Raw genomic sequence first — 15,738 nt, 5'->3', positions numbered from 1 at the left:
GGGGGGCTTACACCGTCACTGTCCCCCGGCCGATCTCCAGCACGCGCCCGCCCACGCGGATCGCGCCGTCGGCGTCGACGGCAAGGCGCAGCCGGCAGGGGCGGCCGACGGCGTCGCCCTGCTCGATCGCATAGGCGGCCGGCAGCGCATGGCCGCTGGCCAGCAGCCAGCCGCCCAGGTTGGCGCAGGCCGAGCCGGTGCCGGGGTCCTCGGCCACGCCGCCGCCCTGCTTGGTGAAGAAGTAACGCGACAGCACGCGCCCGGGCTGTTCGGGATCGAAGGCAAAGACGTAGGCGGTCTTGCGGCCCAGGCTGCTTTGCGGCCAGAGCTCGAGCCGCGCGCTGTCCGGATGGGCGCGGCGCACGGCGTCGGCGCTGCGCACCGGCACCAGCAGCTGGTCGGCCCCGGTATCGACCCACATCGGCGGCATCAGCAGGTCGTGATCCCGCAGGCCGAGCAGGCTGGCCATGTCGGCGTCGGGCAGGCCGGCCGGCGCAGTCTTAGGCTTGCCGCGGTGGGGCGCGGTGAAGGTCCAGACATCGCCCTGCGCGGTTACGGGCACCACGCCCGCAAGGAACTCCAGCGTCAGCGCATCGCCGGTGCCGGCCAGTTCGCGCACCACGTGCGCCGTGCCCAGCGTCGGATGGCCGGCGAAGCGCATCTCATAACCCGGCGTGAAGATGCGCACGCGCGCGCTGGCCTGTTCCGACGGCAGGATAAAAGTGGTTTCCGACAGGTTGAACTGCAGCGCCAGCGCCTGCATGGTGGCGTCGTCCATGCCGCGCGCGTCGTCGAACACGCACAGGGGATTGCCGCCGAAGGTGGATTCGGCAAAGACGTTGAGCAGGCGAAAGGCGTAGGTGGTCATGGCGCGCGGGCTTGGGAGGCTGGTTGATCACCAGTGTACGGAGCGGGGGCGCACACGCCATGCACACTTGGGCCGATCGCGGGCGGGCCAGTTGAGTATCCGCTTCTGCCGGTTTGCTCCCCTCTCCCGCTTGCGGGAGAAGGGCAGGGGGTGAGGGCGGGGGCGTCAAAGGCTGAGGGGCGGGGGTGAAAACCGGTGGCTCCGCTTGATGTGGCGCCTGGCCAGACCACCCCTCACCCCGGCCCTCTCCCCATGAGGGGAGAGGGAGAACACCTTGCTTGGGCTAGCTCGGGCGGCTTTGGTGCATCCAAAACCGCGTTCCTTTTTTAGGCTTCAGAACCCCACCGCCTGCCCGTCGCGCCGGCTGTCGCTGGCCGCGACGTAGCCCTGTTCCGGATCATCCGACAGGCGCCAGATGAATTGCCCGGAGCCGAAGTCCATGTACGGATCGTCCACCGACTTGAGCTGGTGGCCGCGCGCCTTCAGGCCCGCCACCGTGGCGGGGTCCATGGTGCCTTCGACGTCCAGCGTGAAGTCGCGGTTGACCTTCCAGCGCGGCGCGCAGCAGGCGGCCTGCGGCTGCTGGTTGTAGTCGAGCATGCGCACCACGGTCTGCACATGGCCCTGCGGCTGCATGTCGCCGCCCATCACGCCGAAGCTCATCACCGGCTCGCCGTTCCTGGTCAGGAAGGCCGGGATGATGGTGTGGAATGGCCGCTTGCCGCCGGCAACCACGTTGGCGGACCTGGGGTCCATCGAGAAGCCCACGCCGCGGTTCTGCAGGCTGATGCCGGTGCCCGGCACCACCACGCCGGAGCCGAAGCCCATGTAGTTGGACTGGATGAACGAGATCATCATGCCGTTCTCGTCCGCCGCGGTCAGGTAGATGGTGCCGCCGACCTTGGGCATGCCGAAATTGAAATGGGTGGCGTGCTGCATGTCGATCAGCTTCGCCCGTGACTTCAGGTAGGCGTCGTCCAGCATCTGCTCGGGCGTGACCGCCATGCTGCGCGGGTCGGCCACGTACTGGTAGAGATCGGCGAAGGCCAGCTTCATCGCCTCGATCTGCAGGTGCTGCGAATCGACCGAATCCACCGGGATCGAGGCCAGGTCGAACTGGTCGAGGATGCCCAGCGCGATCAGCGCGGCGATGCCCTGGCCATTGGGCGGGATCTCGTGCAGTTCATAGCCGCGGTAGGACTTGCTGATCGGCTTGACCCAGTCGGGACGGTAGTTGCGCAGGTCGTCGAGCGTCATCGCGCCGCCGCACTGCTGGCTGAAGGCGGCGATCTTCTCGGCGATCGCGCCTTCGTAGTACGCGCGGCCACGCGTGGCGCCGATCTGGCGCAGGGTCTCGGCGGCGTCCTTCATGGTGAACTTCTCGCCGACTGCCGGGGCGCGGCCGTTGGGCATGAAGGTCTCGGCGTAGCCGGGCTGGTCCTTCAGTTCCGGCACGGCGGCGGCCCACTTGTGCGCCACCACCGGCGGCACGGCATAGCCGCGCTCGGCGATCTCGATCGCCGGCTCCATCAGGTCGGCGAACGGCAGCTTGCCGAAGCGCTCATGCAGCGCGGCCCAGCCGGCGACCACGCCGGGGACGGTGACCGAATCCCAGCCGCGGACCGGCCGGTTGGCGAGGCCGTTCGCGTCGGTGCCATATTTTGCCTTGAAGTATTCCGGGCTCCATGCGGCCGGCGCCACGCCCGACGAGTTCAGGCCGTGCAGGGACTTGCCGTCCCACAGGATGGCAAAGGCATCGCTGCCCAGGCCGCACGACACCGGCTCGACGATGGTGATCGCGGCGGCCGCGGCGATGGCGGCGTCGACGGCATTGCCGCCCTTGAGCAGCATGCGCAGGCCGGCCTGCGCGGCCAGCGGGTGCGAGGTCGACACCACGTTGCGCGCAAACAGCGGAATGCGCACGGACGGATAGGGGTTGGTCCAGTTGAAGTTCTGCATGGGGTGTCCTTTGTGTTCGGTGCGCCTGTGGCGCTTATTCTGCCGTGATCTTGCGATCCTTGATCAGCTTGCCCCAGCGCGCGCTGTCCTGCTTCACCATGGCGGCGAACTGGGCGGGCGTGCCGCCAACCGGTTCGGCCCCCAGCTTGCCCAGCCGTTCCCTGACCTCGGGCGACTGGATGGCCTTGTTGAACTCGGCATTGAGGCGGTTGACGATATCGGCCGGCAGGCCCTTGGGACCATAGATGCCGAACCAGGTATCGGAGACGAAGCCCGGCAGGCCCGATTCGCTGGCGGTGGGAATTTCTGGCGCCAGCGGCGAGCGCTTCGCGCTGGTCACCGCCAGCGCCTTCAGCTTGCCGTCCTTCACATGCGGCAGGCCCGAGACGATGCTGTCGAACAGCACCTGCACCTTGCCCGAGATCAGGTCCGGCACGGCCAGCGCGGTGCCCCGGTAGGGGATGTGGGTGATGAACACGCCTGCCTGCGCCTTGAAGGCCTCGGCGGTCAGGTGCACCACGGTGCCGTTGCCGCTCGAGGCGTAGTTCAGCTCGCCGGGATGCTTCTTGGCGTAGTCGATCAGCTCGCGTACGTTTTTAACCGGCAGGCTGTTGGGCACCACCAGCAGGTTGGTCGCGATCGCAACCTGCCCCACGGGCGTGAAATCGGTCTCGGTGTTGTACGGCAGTCGGGTGTTGATATGCGGCCCGATCGAATGCGTGCTGGTGGTCGCGATCAGCAGCGTATAGCCGTCGGGCGCGGCCTTGGCGGCCATGTCGGAGCCGATCGCGCCGCCCGCGCCGGGGCGGTTGTCGACCACGATCTGCTGGCCCAGGTTGCTGCCCACCTTCTGCGCGATGGCGCGGGCCAGCAGGTCGGTTGCGCCGCTGGCGGGGAAGGGCACGATCAGGCGGATCGGCTTGCTGGGGTAGGTGTCGGCCAGGGCGGTGGTGGCGGCCAGGCACAGGCCGATGCCAAGGCCGGTGCCGACGCGGCGCAGCCAGGATGTCATACGTGTCTCCGGATAGCAGGCGCAGGGCCCCGATTGATGATCGGCTTTCATTATTCCGTGCCGCCGGTCACAAAGAAAGCTAATATTTCTTGCCAATGTCACAAGAAATCCTTAAGTGTCGGCGCCCTGCCAACGGGCGCTTTTTCCTACTGTGGGTGCACCATGAGCACTGTCCGCTTTCTTCGTACCTTTGTCGCCGTGGCCGAGCACGGTTCGTTTGCCGCCGCCGCGGGGCAGGTGGCGCTGACCCAGGCCGCGGTCAGCCTGCAGATGCGCGCGCTGGAGACCGAGCTGCGCCGCGCGCTGTTCGACCGCAATGGCCGCGTGGCGGTGCTCAATGCGGACGGCCGCGCGCTGCTGCCGCAGGCGCGCAAGCTGCTGGCGCTGTATGAAGAGATGCGGCTGCCGCTGGCGTCGGCCGAAGCCATGGCGGGCGCGGTCGCGGTCGGCGCGGTGGTGTCGGTGATGGGCGGGCTGTCGCACGCGGTGGCGCGCATGAAGCGCACCTATCCGGCGCTGGATGTGCGGCTGGTCGGGGCCAAGTCGATCGAGCTGGCGGCGCAGGTGGAGGCCGGCGAACTCGACGCTGCCATCCTGGTGGAGGGCGCGGCGCGCGTGCCGGGCACGCTGCGCTGGACGCCGCTGTACCAGGAGCCGCTGGTGGCCATCGCCGCGCGCGGCAGCCCCGGCCGCGATGCACGCGAGGCGCTGGCGGCCAACCCCTACCTGCGCTTCGACCGCAGCCAGCGCACCGGCGTGCTGGTGGTGCGCGCGCTGCGCCGCGCGCACCTGAAGGTCAATGAATTCCTGGAATTGAACGCGATCGAGGCGCTGGTCGAGTTGGTGCGCCAGGAAGTGGGGGTGACCGTGGTGCCGCTGCTGCGGCGCGCGCGCTGGCGCGACGACGACGCCTTGCGCGTGCTGCCCCTGCTGGTCAACGGCGAGCCGGTGCAGCGCCAGATCGGCATGCTGGAGCGGCGCGACCACGGGCGTGGCCAGGTGACGGCGGCAGTGCGGGCGGCCTGCGGCGAACTGTTCGGGGCCTGACTGGTCCCGGCGCCGGACGAAAAAAAGGGCACCTTGCGGTGCCCTTTGTACGGGTTGCCTGCCGGCGCAAGGCCGGCGATATTTCCTGCTTATTCTTCCTGGAATGCTTCTTCGCGCTTGGCCTTGATCGACGGCAGCGCCACGATCACCACCAGCACCGCGGCGGCGATCAGCAGGCCCATCGACAGCGGCCGCGTCACGAACACGCTGAAGTCACCGCGCGACAGCAGCAGCGAACGGCGGAAGTTCTCTTCCATCATCGGCCCCAGCACGAAGCCGAGCAGCAGCGGTGCCGGTTCGCAGCGCAGCTTGATGAACAGGTAGCCGATCACGCCGAAGGCCGCGGTCTGGAACACGTCGAAGGTGGTGTTCTGGACCGAGTACACGCCGATGCAGCAGAACGTCAGGATGGCCGGGTACAGGTAGCGGTAGGGCACCTTCAGCAGCTTCACCCAGATGCCGATCAGCGGCAGGTTCAGCACCACCAGCATCAGGTTGCCGATCCACATCGAGGCGATCAGGCCCCAGAACAGCGCCGGGTTGCTGGTCATCACCTGCGGGCCGGGCTGGATGTTGTGGATGGTCATGGCACCGACCATCAGCGCCATCACCGCATTGGGCGGAATGCCCAGCGTCAGCAGCGGGATGAACGAGGTCTGCGAGGCCGCGTTGTTGGCCGACTCCGGACCCGCCACGCCTTCGATCGCGCCCTTGCCGAATTCATGCGAATACTTGGAGGTCTTCTTCTCCAGCGAATACGCAGCAAACGAGGCCAGCGACGCGCCGCCGCCCGGCAGGATGCCCAGCGCCGAGCCCAGCAGGGTGCCACGCAGCACCGCGGGGATCATGCGCTTGAAGTCTTCCTTGGTTGGGAACAGGTTGGTGATGTGGTCGGTGAAGGTCTCGCGGTGTTCCTTCTGCTCCAGGTTGGCGATGATTTCAGCAAAGCCGAACACACCCATTGCCACCGAGACGAAGTTCAGGCCGTCGGTCAGTTCCGGGACGTCGAACGAGAAGCGCGCGGCGCCCGAGTTCACGTCGGTGCCGACCAGGCCCAGCAGCAGGCCCAGCACGATCATGGCGATGGCCTTGACCAGCGAACCCGAAGCCAGCACCACGGCGCCGATCAGGCCCAGCACCATCAGCGAGAAGTACTCGGCGGGACCGAACTTGAACGCGAGTTCCGACAGCGGCGCGGCAAACGCGGCCAGGATCATGGTGGCGACGCAGCCGGCGAAGAACGAGCCCAGGCCCGCTGTCGCCAGCGCCACCCCCGCTCGCCCTCGTCTTGCCATCTGGTAGCCATCGATGGTGGTCACCACCGACGACGATTCACCGGGCAGGTTCACCAGGATGGCGGTGGTCGAGCCGCCGTACTGGGCGCCGTAGTAGATACCGGCAAGCATGATCAGCGCGGCGACCGGCGGCAGCGTGTAGGTCACCGGCAGCAGCATGGCGATGGTGGCCAGCGGCCCCAGGCCCGGCAGCACGCCGATCAGGGTACCCAGCACGCAGCCGAGGAAGGCGTACGCGAGGTTCTGGAAGGTCAGGGCGGTGGAGAAGCCCAGGCCCAGGTTGGCGAGTAGTTCCATGTTGGCGGCCTCCTTAGCTTGCCAGGAAAGCCGGCCACACCGGCATCTGCAGGTTGATGCCGTACACGAACGCGCCCAGGCTGATCAGCACCAGGATGATCGAGTTCAGGATGGCACCCTTCCAGCTGAATTCATGGCTGGCCATCGACGACACCAGCACCAGCACCAGCACCGACAGCACCATGCCCAGCGGCTTGAGCAGCAGGCCGAACAGGACCACCGAACCGAGGATCCACAGCAGCGTCTTGATGTCCCAGCGGGCCAGGCTGTCTTCTTCCGCTTTGGAAGACAGCGAGCCAAACAGCACCAGCGCGCCCAGCAGGGCGAGCACGATGCCGAGCCAGAACGGGAAGTATCCCGGTCCCATTTTTGCGGCGGTTCCCATGGAATAACCGCGTGCGACCCAGGAAAAGCCGAATCCGACCAGGATGAACATCAGGCCGGAGGCAAAGTCCTTTTGGCTACGTATGCGCAAAGTGAATCTCCTCGATAAGACAGCTTGAAATCTGCGGCAGGCCCCTTTGTTGCCTCTGTTGCGGAGCAACATTACGGCGTTTTCCGAAGGCCTTCCGGCGGGCAGGGTGGAAGGTAAGGGTGCGACCTTTCAGCTACCTTTCAGATGTCTGCAAATGGGGTCATGGTTCGGGTATCCCCTAGTGAGAGTGCGCTTAAAAGTGCCGCTGTGCCAGGCTGCAAGCGGGCTGGCGGGTAGCAGCCCGGGGCCGTGCGCTATCATCGGGAACCGTCTTGCGCGCGGCAGCGACCGCCGCGGCCCAAGGGGCCTGAAAGGTTCCGAAAGCTTCCGAGAACGAAAGCTTCCGCAAGCGAATTCCGAGGCCACACAAGGAGCGGTTTGGAAAGCATCGACCATGTCATCCTGCTTGGCGCCGTCGTGATGTCGCTGGGCATCGTGCTGGGCGCGTTCTCGGCGCGCTTCGGCGTGCCGTTCCTGCTGGTGTTCCTGGCGGTGGGCATGCTGGCCGGCGTGGACGGCCCGGGCGGCATCCGCTTTTCCGATACCTGGCTCAGCTTCCTGGTGGGCAACCTGGCGCTGGCCATCATCCTGCTCGACGGCGGGCTGCGCACGCGCCTGGCTACCTTCCGCGTGGCGCTCAAGCCTTCGCTGTCGCTGGCCACGGTCGGGGTGCTGGTGACCGCCGCGCTGGTGGGGATATTCGCCGCCTGGCTGCTCGGCATCGACTGGCGGCTGGGGCTGCTGCTGGGCGCCATCGTCGGCTCGACCGATGCCGCCGCGGTGTTCTCGACGCTCAATAGCAGCGGCATCCGGCTCAAGGACCGGGTCGCCAGCGTGCTCGAGATCGAATCCGGCATCAACGACCCGATGGCCATCTTCCTGACGCTGACGCTGATCGAATGGCTGACCGCGCCCGGCGGCCTGACGCCGCTGGGGCTGGTGCTGCGCCTGCTGGTGCAGTTCGGCGTGGGTGGCGTGCTGGGCCTGGCGCTCGGCTATTGCCTGGCCAATGTGCTGGAGCGCACGCGGGTGGCCGAGGGGCTGCAGTCGATCCTGCTGTGCTCGGGCGGCGCGATGGTGTTTGCGATCGTGCAGACCGCCGGGGGCAGCGGCTTCCTGGCGGTGTACCTGACCGGCATGCTGATCGGCAACCGCGAGCGCGCCGTCACCGCGGACACCATGCGCGCCATGGACGGCATGGCGTGGCTGGCGCAGTCGGCCATGTTTCTGTTGCTGGGGCTGCTGGTGGCGCCGCACCGGATCTGGGAAGTCGCCGGCCCCGGGGTGGCGGTGGCAGCGTTCCTGATGCTGGTGGCGCGGCCGGTGGCGGTGTGGCTGGCGCTGCTGCCGTTCCGCTTCAACGCGCGCGAGACCGGCTTTATCGCCTGGATGGGCCTGCGCGGCGCGGTGCCGATCGTGCTGGCGCTGTTCCCGCTGCTGCGCGAGGTGCCGCAGTCAGGCCTGCTGTTCCGCATTGCCTTTGCGGTGGTGCTGGCCAGCCTGCTGTTCCAGGGCACCACCGTGTCGGTGGCGGCACGGCTGGCGCGTGTGCTGCGCCCCGGCTACCCCGAGCCGCTGGCGCGTTCGCGCCTGCGCGGCACGCGCGCACCGATCCTGGAGGTGATGCAGTTCGAGGTCGGCCCCAATGCGCCGGTCGAGAACGTGCGCGCCGACCAGCTGGAACTGCCGCCGCGCTGCCGGCTGATGACGGTGGCGCGCGACGACGCGCTGGCCGACCCCGGCCAGACCGTATTGCGCGCAGGCGACACGGTCTGCGTGCTGGGGCCGACCACCTCCTTGGCGGTGCTGTCGGCGTTGTTCCAGACGCCGGGCCGGGCGCCCACCTGGGAACAGGCCTCGCACGATTTCCTGCTGTCGGGCGACGCGCCGCTGCGCGACGTGGCCGCGCTCTACGGCACGCGCGAGCTGACCCCGGAGGAGGCGCCCTTGACGCTGGAAAGCGCGATGCAGCGGGTGTTCACGTCGCCGCCGGTGGAGGGCGACAGCGTCGAGATCGCCGGCCTGCCTCTGACGGTGACGCGCATGGAAGGCGCGCAGATCCTGCAGGTGGGACTGCTGCTGCCGCGGCTGGAGGGGGATTCGGGCGGGAAGTTGTGGGTGCGGCGGCGCCGGGAGGAAGCGCGCCGCGAGCGCGTTTGATCCGCGCCGGTTTGCGCCCCGCTGCCGGTTGCGGGAGCGGTGTGGGTTTGTGGTTAGTCGACCTTTGCTCCCGACACCTTCACGATCTGCGCATACTTCTTCAGTTCCTTCTGGATCAGCGCCGCGAACTGCTCCGGCGTGGTTGGCGCCGGCTGCGCGCCGATGCGGGCCAGGCGGGCCTTCATGTCGTCGGTCTTCAGGATCGCCACGATCTCGTGGTTCAGTTTCTCCACGATCTCGCGCGGGGTGTTGGCTGGCGCGAATACGCCGAACCACGTCGAGATGTCGAAGCCTTCCAGTCCCAGCCCCTTGCCAGCCTCGGCAATGGTCGGCAGGTCCGGGAAGGACGCGGCGCGGCCGGCGGTGGTGACGGCGAAGGCCTTGAGCTTGCCCGCCTTGATATTGGCCGACGCCGAGGCCAGGTTGTCGAAGATCAGGTCGGTCTGGCCCGACAGCACCGACAGCTGCGCCGGCGACGCGCCGTTGTAGGGGATATGGACCATGCTGACCTTCGCCATGCTCTTGAACAGCTCGCCCGACAGGTGGCCGGCGCTGCCGTTGCCGCCCGAGGCGTAGTCCAGCTTGCCCGGGTTCTTGCGCGCGTACGCGACCAGGTCGCGCACGTTGTTGATATGCAGCTCGGCCGCCTTGCCCGGGTGCATCACCAGCACGTTGGGCACGTCCGCAACCAGGGTGACCGGCGCGAAGTCTTTCACGGGGTCGTACGGCATCTTGCTGAACAGCGTCGGGTTGATGGCATGCGTGGCCACCGCGCCCATGACGATGGTGTAGCCGTCGGCGGGCTGCTTGGCGACATAGTCGGCGCCCAGGTTGCCGCCGGCGCCCGGCTTGTTCTCCACCACCACGGGCTGGCCCAGGCTGTCGCGCAGCTTGTCGCCGATGGCGCGCGCCACGGTATCGAGCGGGCCGCCAGCCGGATAGGGCACCACGAAGCGGATGGGCTTGGTCGGGTAGCCAGGGGTGGCCGCCAGTGCGGCGGCGGGCATCAGCGCCGCGGTCAGCGCGGCGGCAAGCAGTTTCTTCAGCATGTTGCGGATGGCAGAGGGATTGGGATTAGCGGGCCCCGATGCCGCGCGCCATCATCACGGCGCACAGCGGCAGCAGGATCACCAGGTGCGATTCGATCATGACCCAGCGCCGCGCCGCCTTGATCTCGGACGGCGGCGGCACGTAATCGGGCAGCTTGCGCGCCTGCTTGCGCCAGCGCGTGATGGCAAAGGTCGGCGGCAGCGAGCACAGCGCAATCAGCACGAACACGCCCATCTTGGCGTGGAACCACGGGTTGTGCAGGTAAAAGTCGACGCCCTTGGCGCCGTAGAACAGGCGCAGCAGGCCGGTCGCCAGCGCCAGCATCGCCGACAGGAAATAAAACAGGTCATACAGCGACAGGCGCCGCACGGTGGCCGGGTTGAGGTCCGGGCGCAGCGCCACGGCCTCGGCGGCCATCAGCGTGATCAGGACAAAGATCGCAAGGAAATGCAGGAAGGCCAGGATGGCGTCGGTCAGCATGGGTTCTCCTTTGCTTTGCGCAGGCCCGCGCGGGTGGCGCGGGCCCGGGAAAGTACTTCAGTCGGGACTGAACTTCGGAAAGCACCTGTGGCAGACGGGTCCGCAGGCAGGAGGAGAATCTTACAGCACACCCTTTGCACGAAGTGCGGCGATCTGCGCGGCGCTGTAGCCGAGGGCCTCGGTCAACACCGTGTCGGTGTGCTCGCCCAGCAGCGGCGGGTGGCGCAGCGCCTGCGGCGGCGTCGCGCTCATCTTGATCGGGCTGCCGACCAGCTTGACTTCGCCGGCGCTCGGGTGCGGCAGGTCCACGCGCAGCCCGCGCGCCTTGACCTGGTCGTCCTCGAACACGTCGTCCAGCGTGTTGATCGGTCCGCACGGCACGCCGGCCGCTTCCAGGTCGCGGATCCATTGCGCGCGGGTGCGCGGGCGCACCATCTCGGCCAGAATCGGTACCAGCACGTCGCGGTTGGCCACGCGCTGCGAGTTTTTGGCAAAGCGCGGGTCGTCAGCCAGCTCGGGCTTGCCACCGTCGGTGACGAACTTGCGGAACTGCCCGTCGTTGCCCACCGCGACGATGATCCAGCCGTCGGCGGCCTGGAAGGTCTGGTACGGCACGATGTTGGGGTGCGCATTGCCCCAGCGGCGCGGCGCCTCGCCGCTGGCCAGGTAGTTGGTGTTCATGTTGGCCAGCATCGCCACCTGCACGTCGAGCAGCGCCATGTCGATGTACTGGCCCTCGCCGGTGCGGTCGCGGTGCGCCAGCGCTGCCAGCACGGCAATGGTGGCGTACTGGCCGGTCATCAGGTCGGAAATCGCCACGCCGGCCTTCTGCGGGCCACCGCCGGGCAGGTCGTCGCGCTCGCCGGTCAGGCTCATGAAGCCGCCCATGCCCTGGATGATGAAGTCATAGCCGGGGCGCGCGGCGTACGGGCCGGTCTGGCCGAAGCCGGTCACCGAGCAGTAGATCAGGTCGGGCCTGACCTGCCTGAGCGAGTCGTAGTCCAGGCCATATTTCTTCAATTGGCCGACCTTGTAGTTTTCCAGCACCACGTCGCTCTGCGCGGCCAGGTCGCGCACGATCTGCTGGCCTTCCGGCGTGCTGATGTCGCACGTGACCGAGCGCTTGTTGCGGTTGGCGGCCAGGTAATAGGCGGCCTCGGCGGTGTCGCGGCCGTCTTCGTCCTTGAGCCAGGGCGGACCCCAGGTGCGGGTGTCGTCGCCGGCGCCGGGACGCTCGATCTTGATCACGTCGGCGCCGAAGTCGGCAAGGTTCTGGGCGCACCACGGCCCGGCGAGAACGCGGGTCAGGTCGAGGACGCGGAGATGGCTTAAGGCTCCCATGGCGGTATTCGAGGCAGAGGGTAAGGCGGGGATCGGGTCCGGAATGCGGGCGTCGGGGCGCCCCGGAAAGGGGGGCGCGGGTTGGCTGCACTGTACCACCGGCAAAGCGCCGGCGCTGTTATAAGTGCTTTATGCTGCTCTCGTAGTGATGGAATTCAGGGCGATAGCCGGCCGCTTCCCGGGCGCCTTGCCTGACCTGCCCGGCGGCCTGCCTTGCCCGTATAATCAACGGTTTGCAAATCCCATACTGATTCGTCGCGCCCGGCCACGCCAGGGCAAGCGTCCGCCATCCCATGAAAGTCTCAGACATTCGCAGCAAGTTCCTGCAGTTCTTCGAATCGAAGGGCCATACCGTGGTCCGCTCGTCCAGCCTGGTGCCGGCGAACGACCCGACGCTGCTGTTCACCAATTCCGGCATGGTGCAGTTCAAGGACGTGTTCCTGGGCACCGACAAGCGCCCGTACAGCCGCGCCACTTCGGCGCAGCGCTCGGTGCGCGCCGGCGGCAAGCACAATGACCTGGAGAACGTCGGCTACACCGCGCGCCACCATACGTTCTTCGAGATGCTGGGCAACTTCTCGTTTGGCGACTACTTCAAGCGCGAGGCGATCCAGTACGCATGGGAACTGCTGACCAAGACCTACCAGCTGCCGGCCGAGAAACTGTGGGTGACGGTCTACGCGGAAGACGACGAGGCCTACGACATCTGGGCGAAGGAAGTGGGCGTGCCGGCCGAGCGCATCGTGCGCATCGGCGACAACAAGGGCGCGCGCTACGCCTCGGACAACTTCTGGCAGATGGCCGACACCGGCCCGTGCGGCCCGTGCTCGGAAATCTTCTACGACCACGGCCCGGACGTGTGGGGCGGCCCGCCGGGATCGCCGGAGGAAGACGGCGACCGCTACATCGAGATCTGGAACCTGGTGTTCATGCAGTTCAACCGCGACGAGCAGGGCAACATGACGCCGCTGCCCAAGCCGTGCGTGGACACTGGCATGGGCCTGGAGCGCATCGCCGCGGTGCTGCAGCACGTGCACAGCAACTATGAGATCGACCTGTTCCAGGCGCTGATCAAGGCGGCCGCGCGCGAAACGCATATCGACAACCTGAACCAGAACTCGCTGAAGGTCATTGCCGACCATATCCGCGCGTGCGCGTTCCTGATCGTCGACGGCGTGATCCCCGGCAACGAAGGCCGCGGCTATGTGCTGCGCCGGATCATCCGCCGCGCCATCCGCCACGGCTACAAGCTGGGCCAGAAGACCCCGTTCTTCCACAAGCTGGTGCCGGACCTGGTGGCGCAGATGGGCCAGGCCTATCCGGAACTGGCCGAAGCCCAGTCGCGCGTGACCGAAGTGCTGAAGGCCGAGGAAGAGCGCTTCTTCGAAACCATCGAGAACGGCATGTCGATCCTCGATGCCGCGCTGGCCGAGCTCAAGCTCAAGGGCGGCAAGACGCTGGATGGCGAGCTCGCGTTCAAGCTGCACGATACCTTCGGCTTCCCGCTGGACCTGACCCAGGACGTGTGCCGCGAGCAGGAAATCGCCGTCGACGAGGCCGCCTTCGACGCCGCCATGAACCGCCAGCGCGAGCAGGCGCGCGCCGCCGGCAAGTTCAAGATGGCTGCCGGCCTGGAATACTCGGGCGACAAGACCGTGTTCCACGGCTATGAGAAGCTCGAACTGCCGCAGGCCAAGGTCACCGCGCTGTATGTCGACGGTGCCGCGGTCGACGCCATGCAGCCGGGCCAGACCGGCGTGGTGGTGCTCGACAACACCCCGTTCTACGCCGAGTCCGGCGGCCAGGCCGGCGACCAGGGCGTGCTGAAGTCTGGCAGCGCGGTGTTTGCCGTGGCCGACACCACCAAGATCCAGGCCGACGTGTTCGGCCACCAGGGCACGCTGCAGGGCGGCGCGCTCAAGGTCGGCGATGCGGTTTCGGCGCAGGTCGATGCGCTGCGCCGTGCGCGCACGGTGCGCAACCACTCGGCCACCCACCTGATGCACAAGGCGCTGCGCGAAGTGCTGGGCAGCCACGTGCAGCAGAAGGGCTCGCTGGTCGATGCGGACAAGACCCGCTTCGACTTCTCGCACAACGCCGCGCTGACCGACGCACAGATTCGCCAGGTCGAAGAGATCGTCAACGCCGAGATCCTGCGCAACGAAGACACGCACGCGGAAGTCATGCCCTTCGACGACGCGGTCAAGAGCGGCGCGATGGCGCTGTTCGGCGAGAAGTACGCCGATGACGTGCGCGTGCTGTCGATCGGCACCTCGAAGGAACTGTGCGGCGGCACCCATGTGCACCGCACCGGCGATATCGGCCTGTTCAAGATCGTGGTGGAGGGCGGCGTCGCCGCCGGCATCCGCCGCGTCGAGGCCATCACCGGCGACAACGCGCTGCACTACCTGCAGGGCCTCGATGCAAAGCTGAACGAAGCCGCCGCCGTGCTCAAAGCGCAGCCTTCGGAACTGGTGCCGCGCATCGGCCAGGTGCAGGACCAGGTGCGCGCGCTGGAGAAGGAACTGGAGCGCCTGAAGAGCAAGCTGGCCGCCTCGCAGGGCGACGAGCTGGCGGCGCAGGCGGTCGACGTGAAGGGCCTGAAGGTGCTGGCCGCGCAGCTGGATGGCGCCGACGTGAAGACCCTGCGCGAGACCATGGACAAGCTCAAGGACAAGCTGCAGAGCGCTGCCATCGTGCTGGGCGCGGTGGCCGACGGCAAGGTCAGCCTGATCGCCGGCGTCACCGCCGATGCCACGGCCAAGGTCAAGGCCGGCGAGCTGGTCAACTTTGTCGCCCAGCAGGTGGGCGGCAAGGGTGGCGGCCGTCCCGACATGGCACAGGCCGGCGGCACCGAGCCGGCCAAGCTGCCGCAGGCGCTGGCGGGTGTCAGCGAGTGGGTGGCAGGCAAGGTCTGATCGGCTGAGGGTTTGCCGGCCTGACGTAGTCACCAGAGCAGGAAGGGCGCCGCGGCGCCCTTCCTGCTTTTTACTTTTCCTGCGTGCCCTTGCCGCTGCCCAACACGGTCAGCAATTCCATCGGCAGCGGAAACACGATCGTCGAACTCTTGTCCCCGGCGATCTGCGTCAGCGTCTGCATATAGCGCAACTGCATCGCCTGCGGCTGCCGCGCCAGCATCTGCGCGGCTTCCAGCAGTTTCTCGGAAGCCTGCAGTTCGCCTTCGGCATGGATCACCTTGGCGCGCCGCTCGCGTTCGGCCTCGGCCTGGCGGGCAATGGCGCGGATCATGGTCTCGTTCAGGTCGACGTGCTTGATCTCGACGTTGGAGACCTTGATGCCCCAGCCGTCGGTCTGCGCGTCCAGCGCCTGCTGGATGTCGAGGTTGAGCTTCTCGCGCTCGGCCAGCATCTCGTCCAGTTCATGCTTGCCCAGCACCGAGCGCAGCGTGGTTTGCGCCAGCTGGCTGGTGGCTTCGAGGAAGTTCGCCACCTGGATGATGGCGCGCTCGGGATCGACCACGCGGAAATACACCACCGCATTGACCTTGACCGAGACGTTGTCGCGCGAGATCACGTCCTGCGGCGGCACGTCCATCACCACCGTGCGCAGGTCGACCCTGACCATCTGCTGCACCGCCGGGATCAGCAGCACCAGGCCCGGGCCCTTGACCCGCCAGAAGCGCCCGAGCATGAACACCACGCCGCGTTCGTATTCGCGCAACACGCGGAACGACATGATCACCAGCAGTGCCAGCAGGAAGATCACGCCGCCGAAGCTGAATCCGTAGACCATG

12 protein-coding genes are annotated in these 15,738 nt (G+C 67.4%); 3 read left to right on the top strand and 9 right to left on the bottom strand.

Annotation, left to right across the window (positions count from 1 at the left end; translation table 11 throughout):
* Positions 1–7: 7 nt before the first annotated feature.
* From ACOCMH_RS28620 to ACOCMH_RS28610, 3 genes are all read right to left on the bottom strand, one after another.
* On the bottom strand, positions 8–868 hold the full coding sequence (locus ACOCMH_RS28620; protein ID WP_427310683.1) for a PhzF family phenazine biosynthesis protein: 861 nt from the start codon (positions 866–868) through the stop codon (positions 8–10).
* 333 nt (positions 869–1,201) lie between these two features.
* Complete coding sequence (gene ggt / locus ACOCMH_RS28615; protein ID WP_427310681.1) at positions 1,202–2,827, bottom strand: gamma-glutamyltransferase; 1,626 nt, start codon at positions 2,825–2,827, stop codon at positions 1,202–1,204.
* Positions 2,828–2,861: 34 nt separating this feature from the next.
* Positions 2,862–3,839, bottom strand: coding sequence for a Bug family tripartite tricarboxylate transporter substrate binding protein (locus ACOCMH_RS28610; protein WP_427310679.1), 978 nt, complete (start codon positions 3,837–3,839; stop codon positions 2,862–2,864).
* Positions 3,840–4,001: 162 nt separating this feature from the next.
* Between ACOCMH_RS28610 and ACOCMH_RS28605 the strand changes: the two genes are divergently transcribed.
* Positions 4,002–4,886 (top strand): LysR substrate-binding domain-containing protein, encoded by an 885-nt coding sequence (locus ACOCMH_RS28605; RefSeq protein WP_427310677.1) that lies wholly within the window; start codon positions 4,002–4,004, stop codon positions 4,884–4,886.
* A gap of 89 nt (positions 4,887–4,975) precedes the next feature.
* On the opposite strand, the gene ACOCMH_RS28600 is transcribed toward ACOCMH_RS28605, so the two are convergent.
* Complete coding sequence (locus tag ACOCMH_RS28600; protein ID WP_427310675.1) at positions 4,976–6,478, bottom strand: tripartite tricarboxylate transporter permease; 1,503 nt, start codon at positions 6,476–6,478, stop codon at positions 4,976–4,978.
* Between the two features lie 13 nt (positions 6,479–6,491).
* Positions 6,492–6,953, bottom strand: a complete 462-nt coding sequence (locus tag ACOCMH_RS28595) for a tripartite tricarboxylate transporter TctB family protein (protein WP_171516037.1) — start codon at positions 6,951–6,953, stop codon at positions 6,492–6,494.
* A 378-nt stretch (positions 6,954–7,331) separates the two neighbouring features.
* Here ACOCMH_RS28595 and ACOCMH_RS28590 point away from each other — a divergent pair, with 378 nt between their 5' ends.
* A complete protein-coding gene (locus ACOCMH_RS28590; protein ID WP_427310673.1) occupies positions 7,332–9,113 on the top strand; it encodes a potassium/proton antiporter in 1,782 nt (593 codons plus the stop codon).
* Positions 9,114–9,166: 53 nt separating this feature from the next.
* Here ACOCMH_RS28590 and ACOCMH_RS28585 read toward each other — a convergent pair whose 3' ends face one another.
* From ACOCMH_RS28585 to ACOCMH_RS28575, 3 genes are all read right to left on the bottom strand, one after another.
* Positions 9,167–10,162, bottom strand: a complete 996-nt coding sequence (locus tag ACOCMH_RS28585) for a tripartite tricarboxylate transporter substrate binding protein (protein WP_427310671.1) — start codon at positions 10,160–10,162, stop codon at positions 9,167–9,169.
* Between the two features lie 25 nt (positions 10,163–10,187).
* Positions 10,188–10,643, bottom strand: a complete 456-nt coding sequence (locus ACOCMH_RS28580) for a DUF2214 family protein (protein ID WP_171516034.1) — start codon at positions 10,641–10,643, stop codon at positions 10,188–10,190.
* A 120-nt stretch (positions 10,644–10,763) separates the two neighbouring features.
* Positions 10,764–11,984 (bottom strand): CaiB/BaiF CoA transferase family protein, encoded by a 1,221-nt coding sequence (locus tag ACOCMH_RS28575; protein ID WP_427310668.1) that lies wholly within the window; start codon positions 11,982–11,984, stop codon positions 10,764–10,766.
* Between the two features lie 293 nt (positions 11,985–12,277).
* Between ACOCMH_RS28575 and alaS the strand changes: the two genes are divergently transcribed.
* Positions 12,278–14,902, top strand: coding sequence for an alanine--tRNA ligase (gene alaS / locus ACOCMH_RS28570; protein ID WP_427310666.1), 2,625 nt, complete (start codon positions 12,278–12,280; stop codon positions 14,900–14,902).
* Positions 14,903–14,972: 70 nt separating this feature from the next.
* Here the strand turns inward: alaS and ACOCMH_RS28565 are convergent, their stop codons facing one another.
* Positions 14,973–15,737 (bottom strand): slipin family protein, encoded by a 765-nt coding sequence (locus ACOCMH_RS28565; RefSeq protein ID WP_427310664.1) that lies wholly within the window; start codon positions 15,735–15,737, stop codon positions 14,973–14,975.
* Between the last annotated feature and the right edge of the window lies 1 nt (position 15,738).

Source organism: Cupriavidus sp. H39 (genome assembly GCF_050271075.1).
GTDB lineage: Bacteria > Pseudomonadota > Gammaproteobacteria > Burkholderiales > Burkholderiaceae > Cupriavidus > Cupriavidus necator_B.
This window is presented reverse-complemented; position numbering and strand designations above follow the sequence as displayed.

Bases quoted from the DNA above. Each gene is read 5' to 3' on its own strand.
- ACOCMH_RS28610 (WP_427310679.1), bottom strand. From the start codon at position 3,839: ATGACATCCTGGCTGCGCCGCGTCGGCACCGGCCTTGGCATCGGCCTG.
- ACOCMH_RS28600 (WP_427310675.1), bottom strand. From the start codon at position 6,478: ATGGAACTACTCGCCAACCTGGGCCTGGGCTTCTCCACCGCCCTGACC.
- ACOCMH_RS28580 (WP_171516034.1), bottom strand. From the start codon at position 10,643: ATGCTGACCGACGCCATCCTGGCCTTCCTGCATTTCCTTGCGATCTTT.
- ACOCMH_RS28575 (WP_427310668.1), bottom strand. From the start codon at position 11,984: ATGGGAGCCTTAAGCCATCTCCGCGTCCTCGACCTGACCCGCGTTCTC.
- ggt (WP_427310681.1), bottom strand. From the start codon at position 2,827: ATGCAGAACTTCAACTGGACCAACCCCTATCCGTCCGTGCGCATTCCG.
- ACOCMH_RS28605 (WP_427310677.1), top strand. From the start codon at position 4,002: ATGAGCACTGTCCGCTTTCTTCGTACCTTTGTCGCCGTGGCCGAGCAC.
- alaS (WP_427310666.1), top strand. From the start codon at position 12,278: ATGAAAGTCTCAGACATTCGCAGCAAGTTCCTGCAGTTCTTCGAATCG.
- ACOCMH_RS28585 (WP_427310671.1), bottom strand. From the start codon at position 10,162: ATGCTGAAGAAACTGCTTGCCGCCGCGCTGACCGCGGCGCTGATGCCC.
- ACOCMH_RS28565 (WP_427310664.1), bottom strand. From the start codon at position 15,737: ATGGTCTACGGATTCAGCTTCGGCGGCGTGATCTTCCTGCTGGCACTG.
- ACOCMH_RS28620 (WP_427310683.1), bottom strand. From the start codon at position 868: ATGACCACCTACGCCTTTCGCCTGCTCAACGTCTTTGCCGAATCCACC.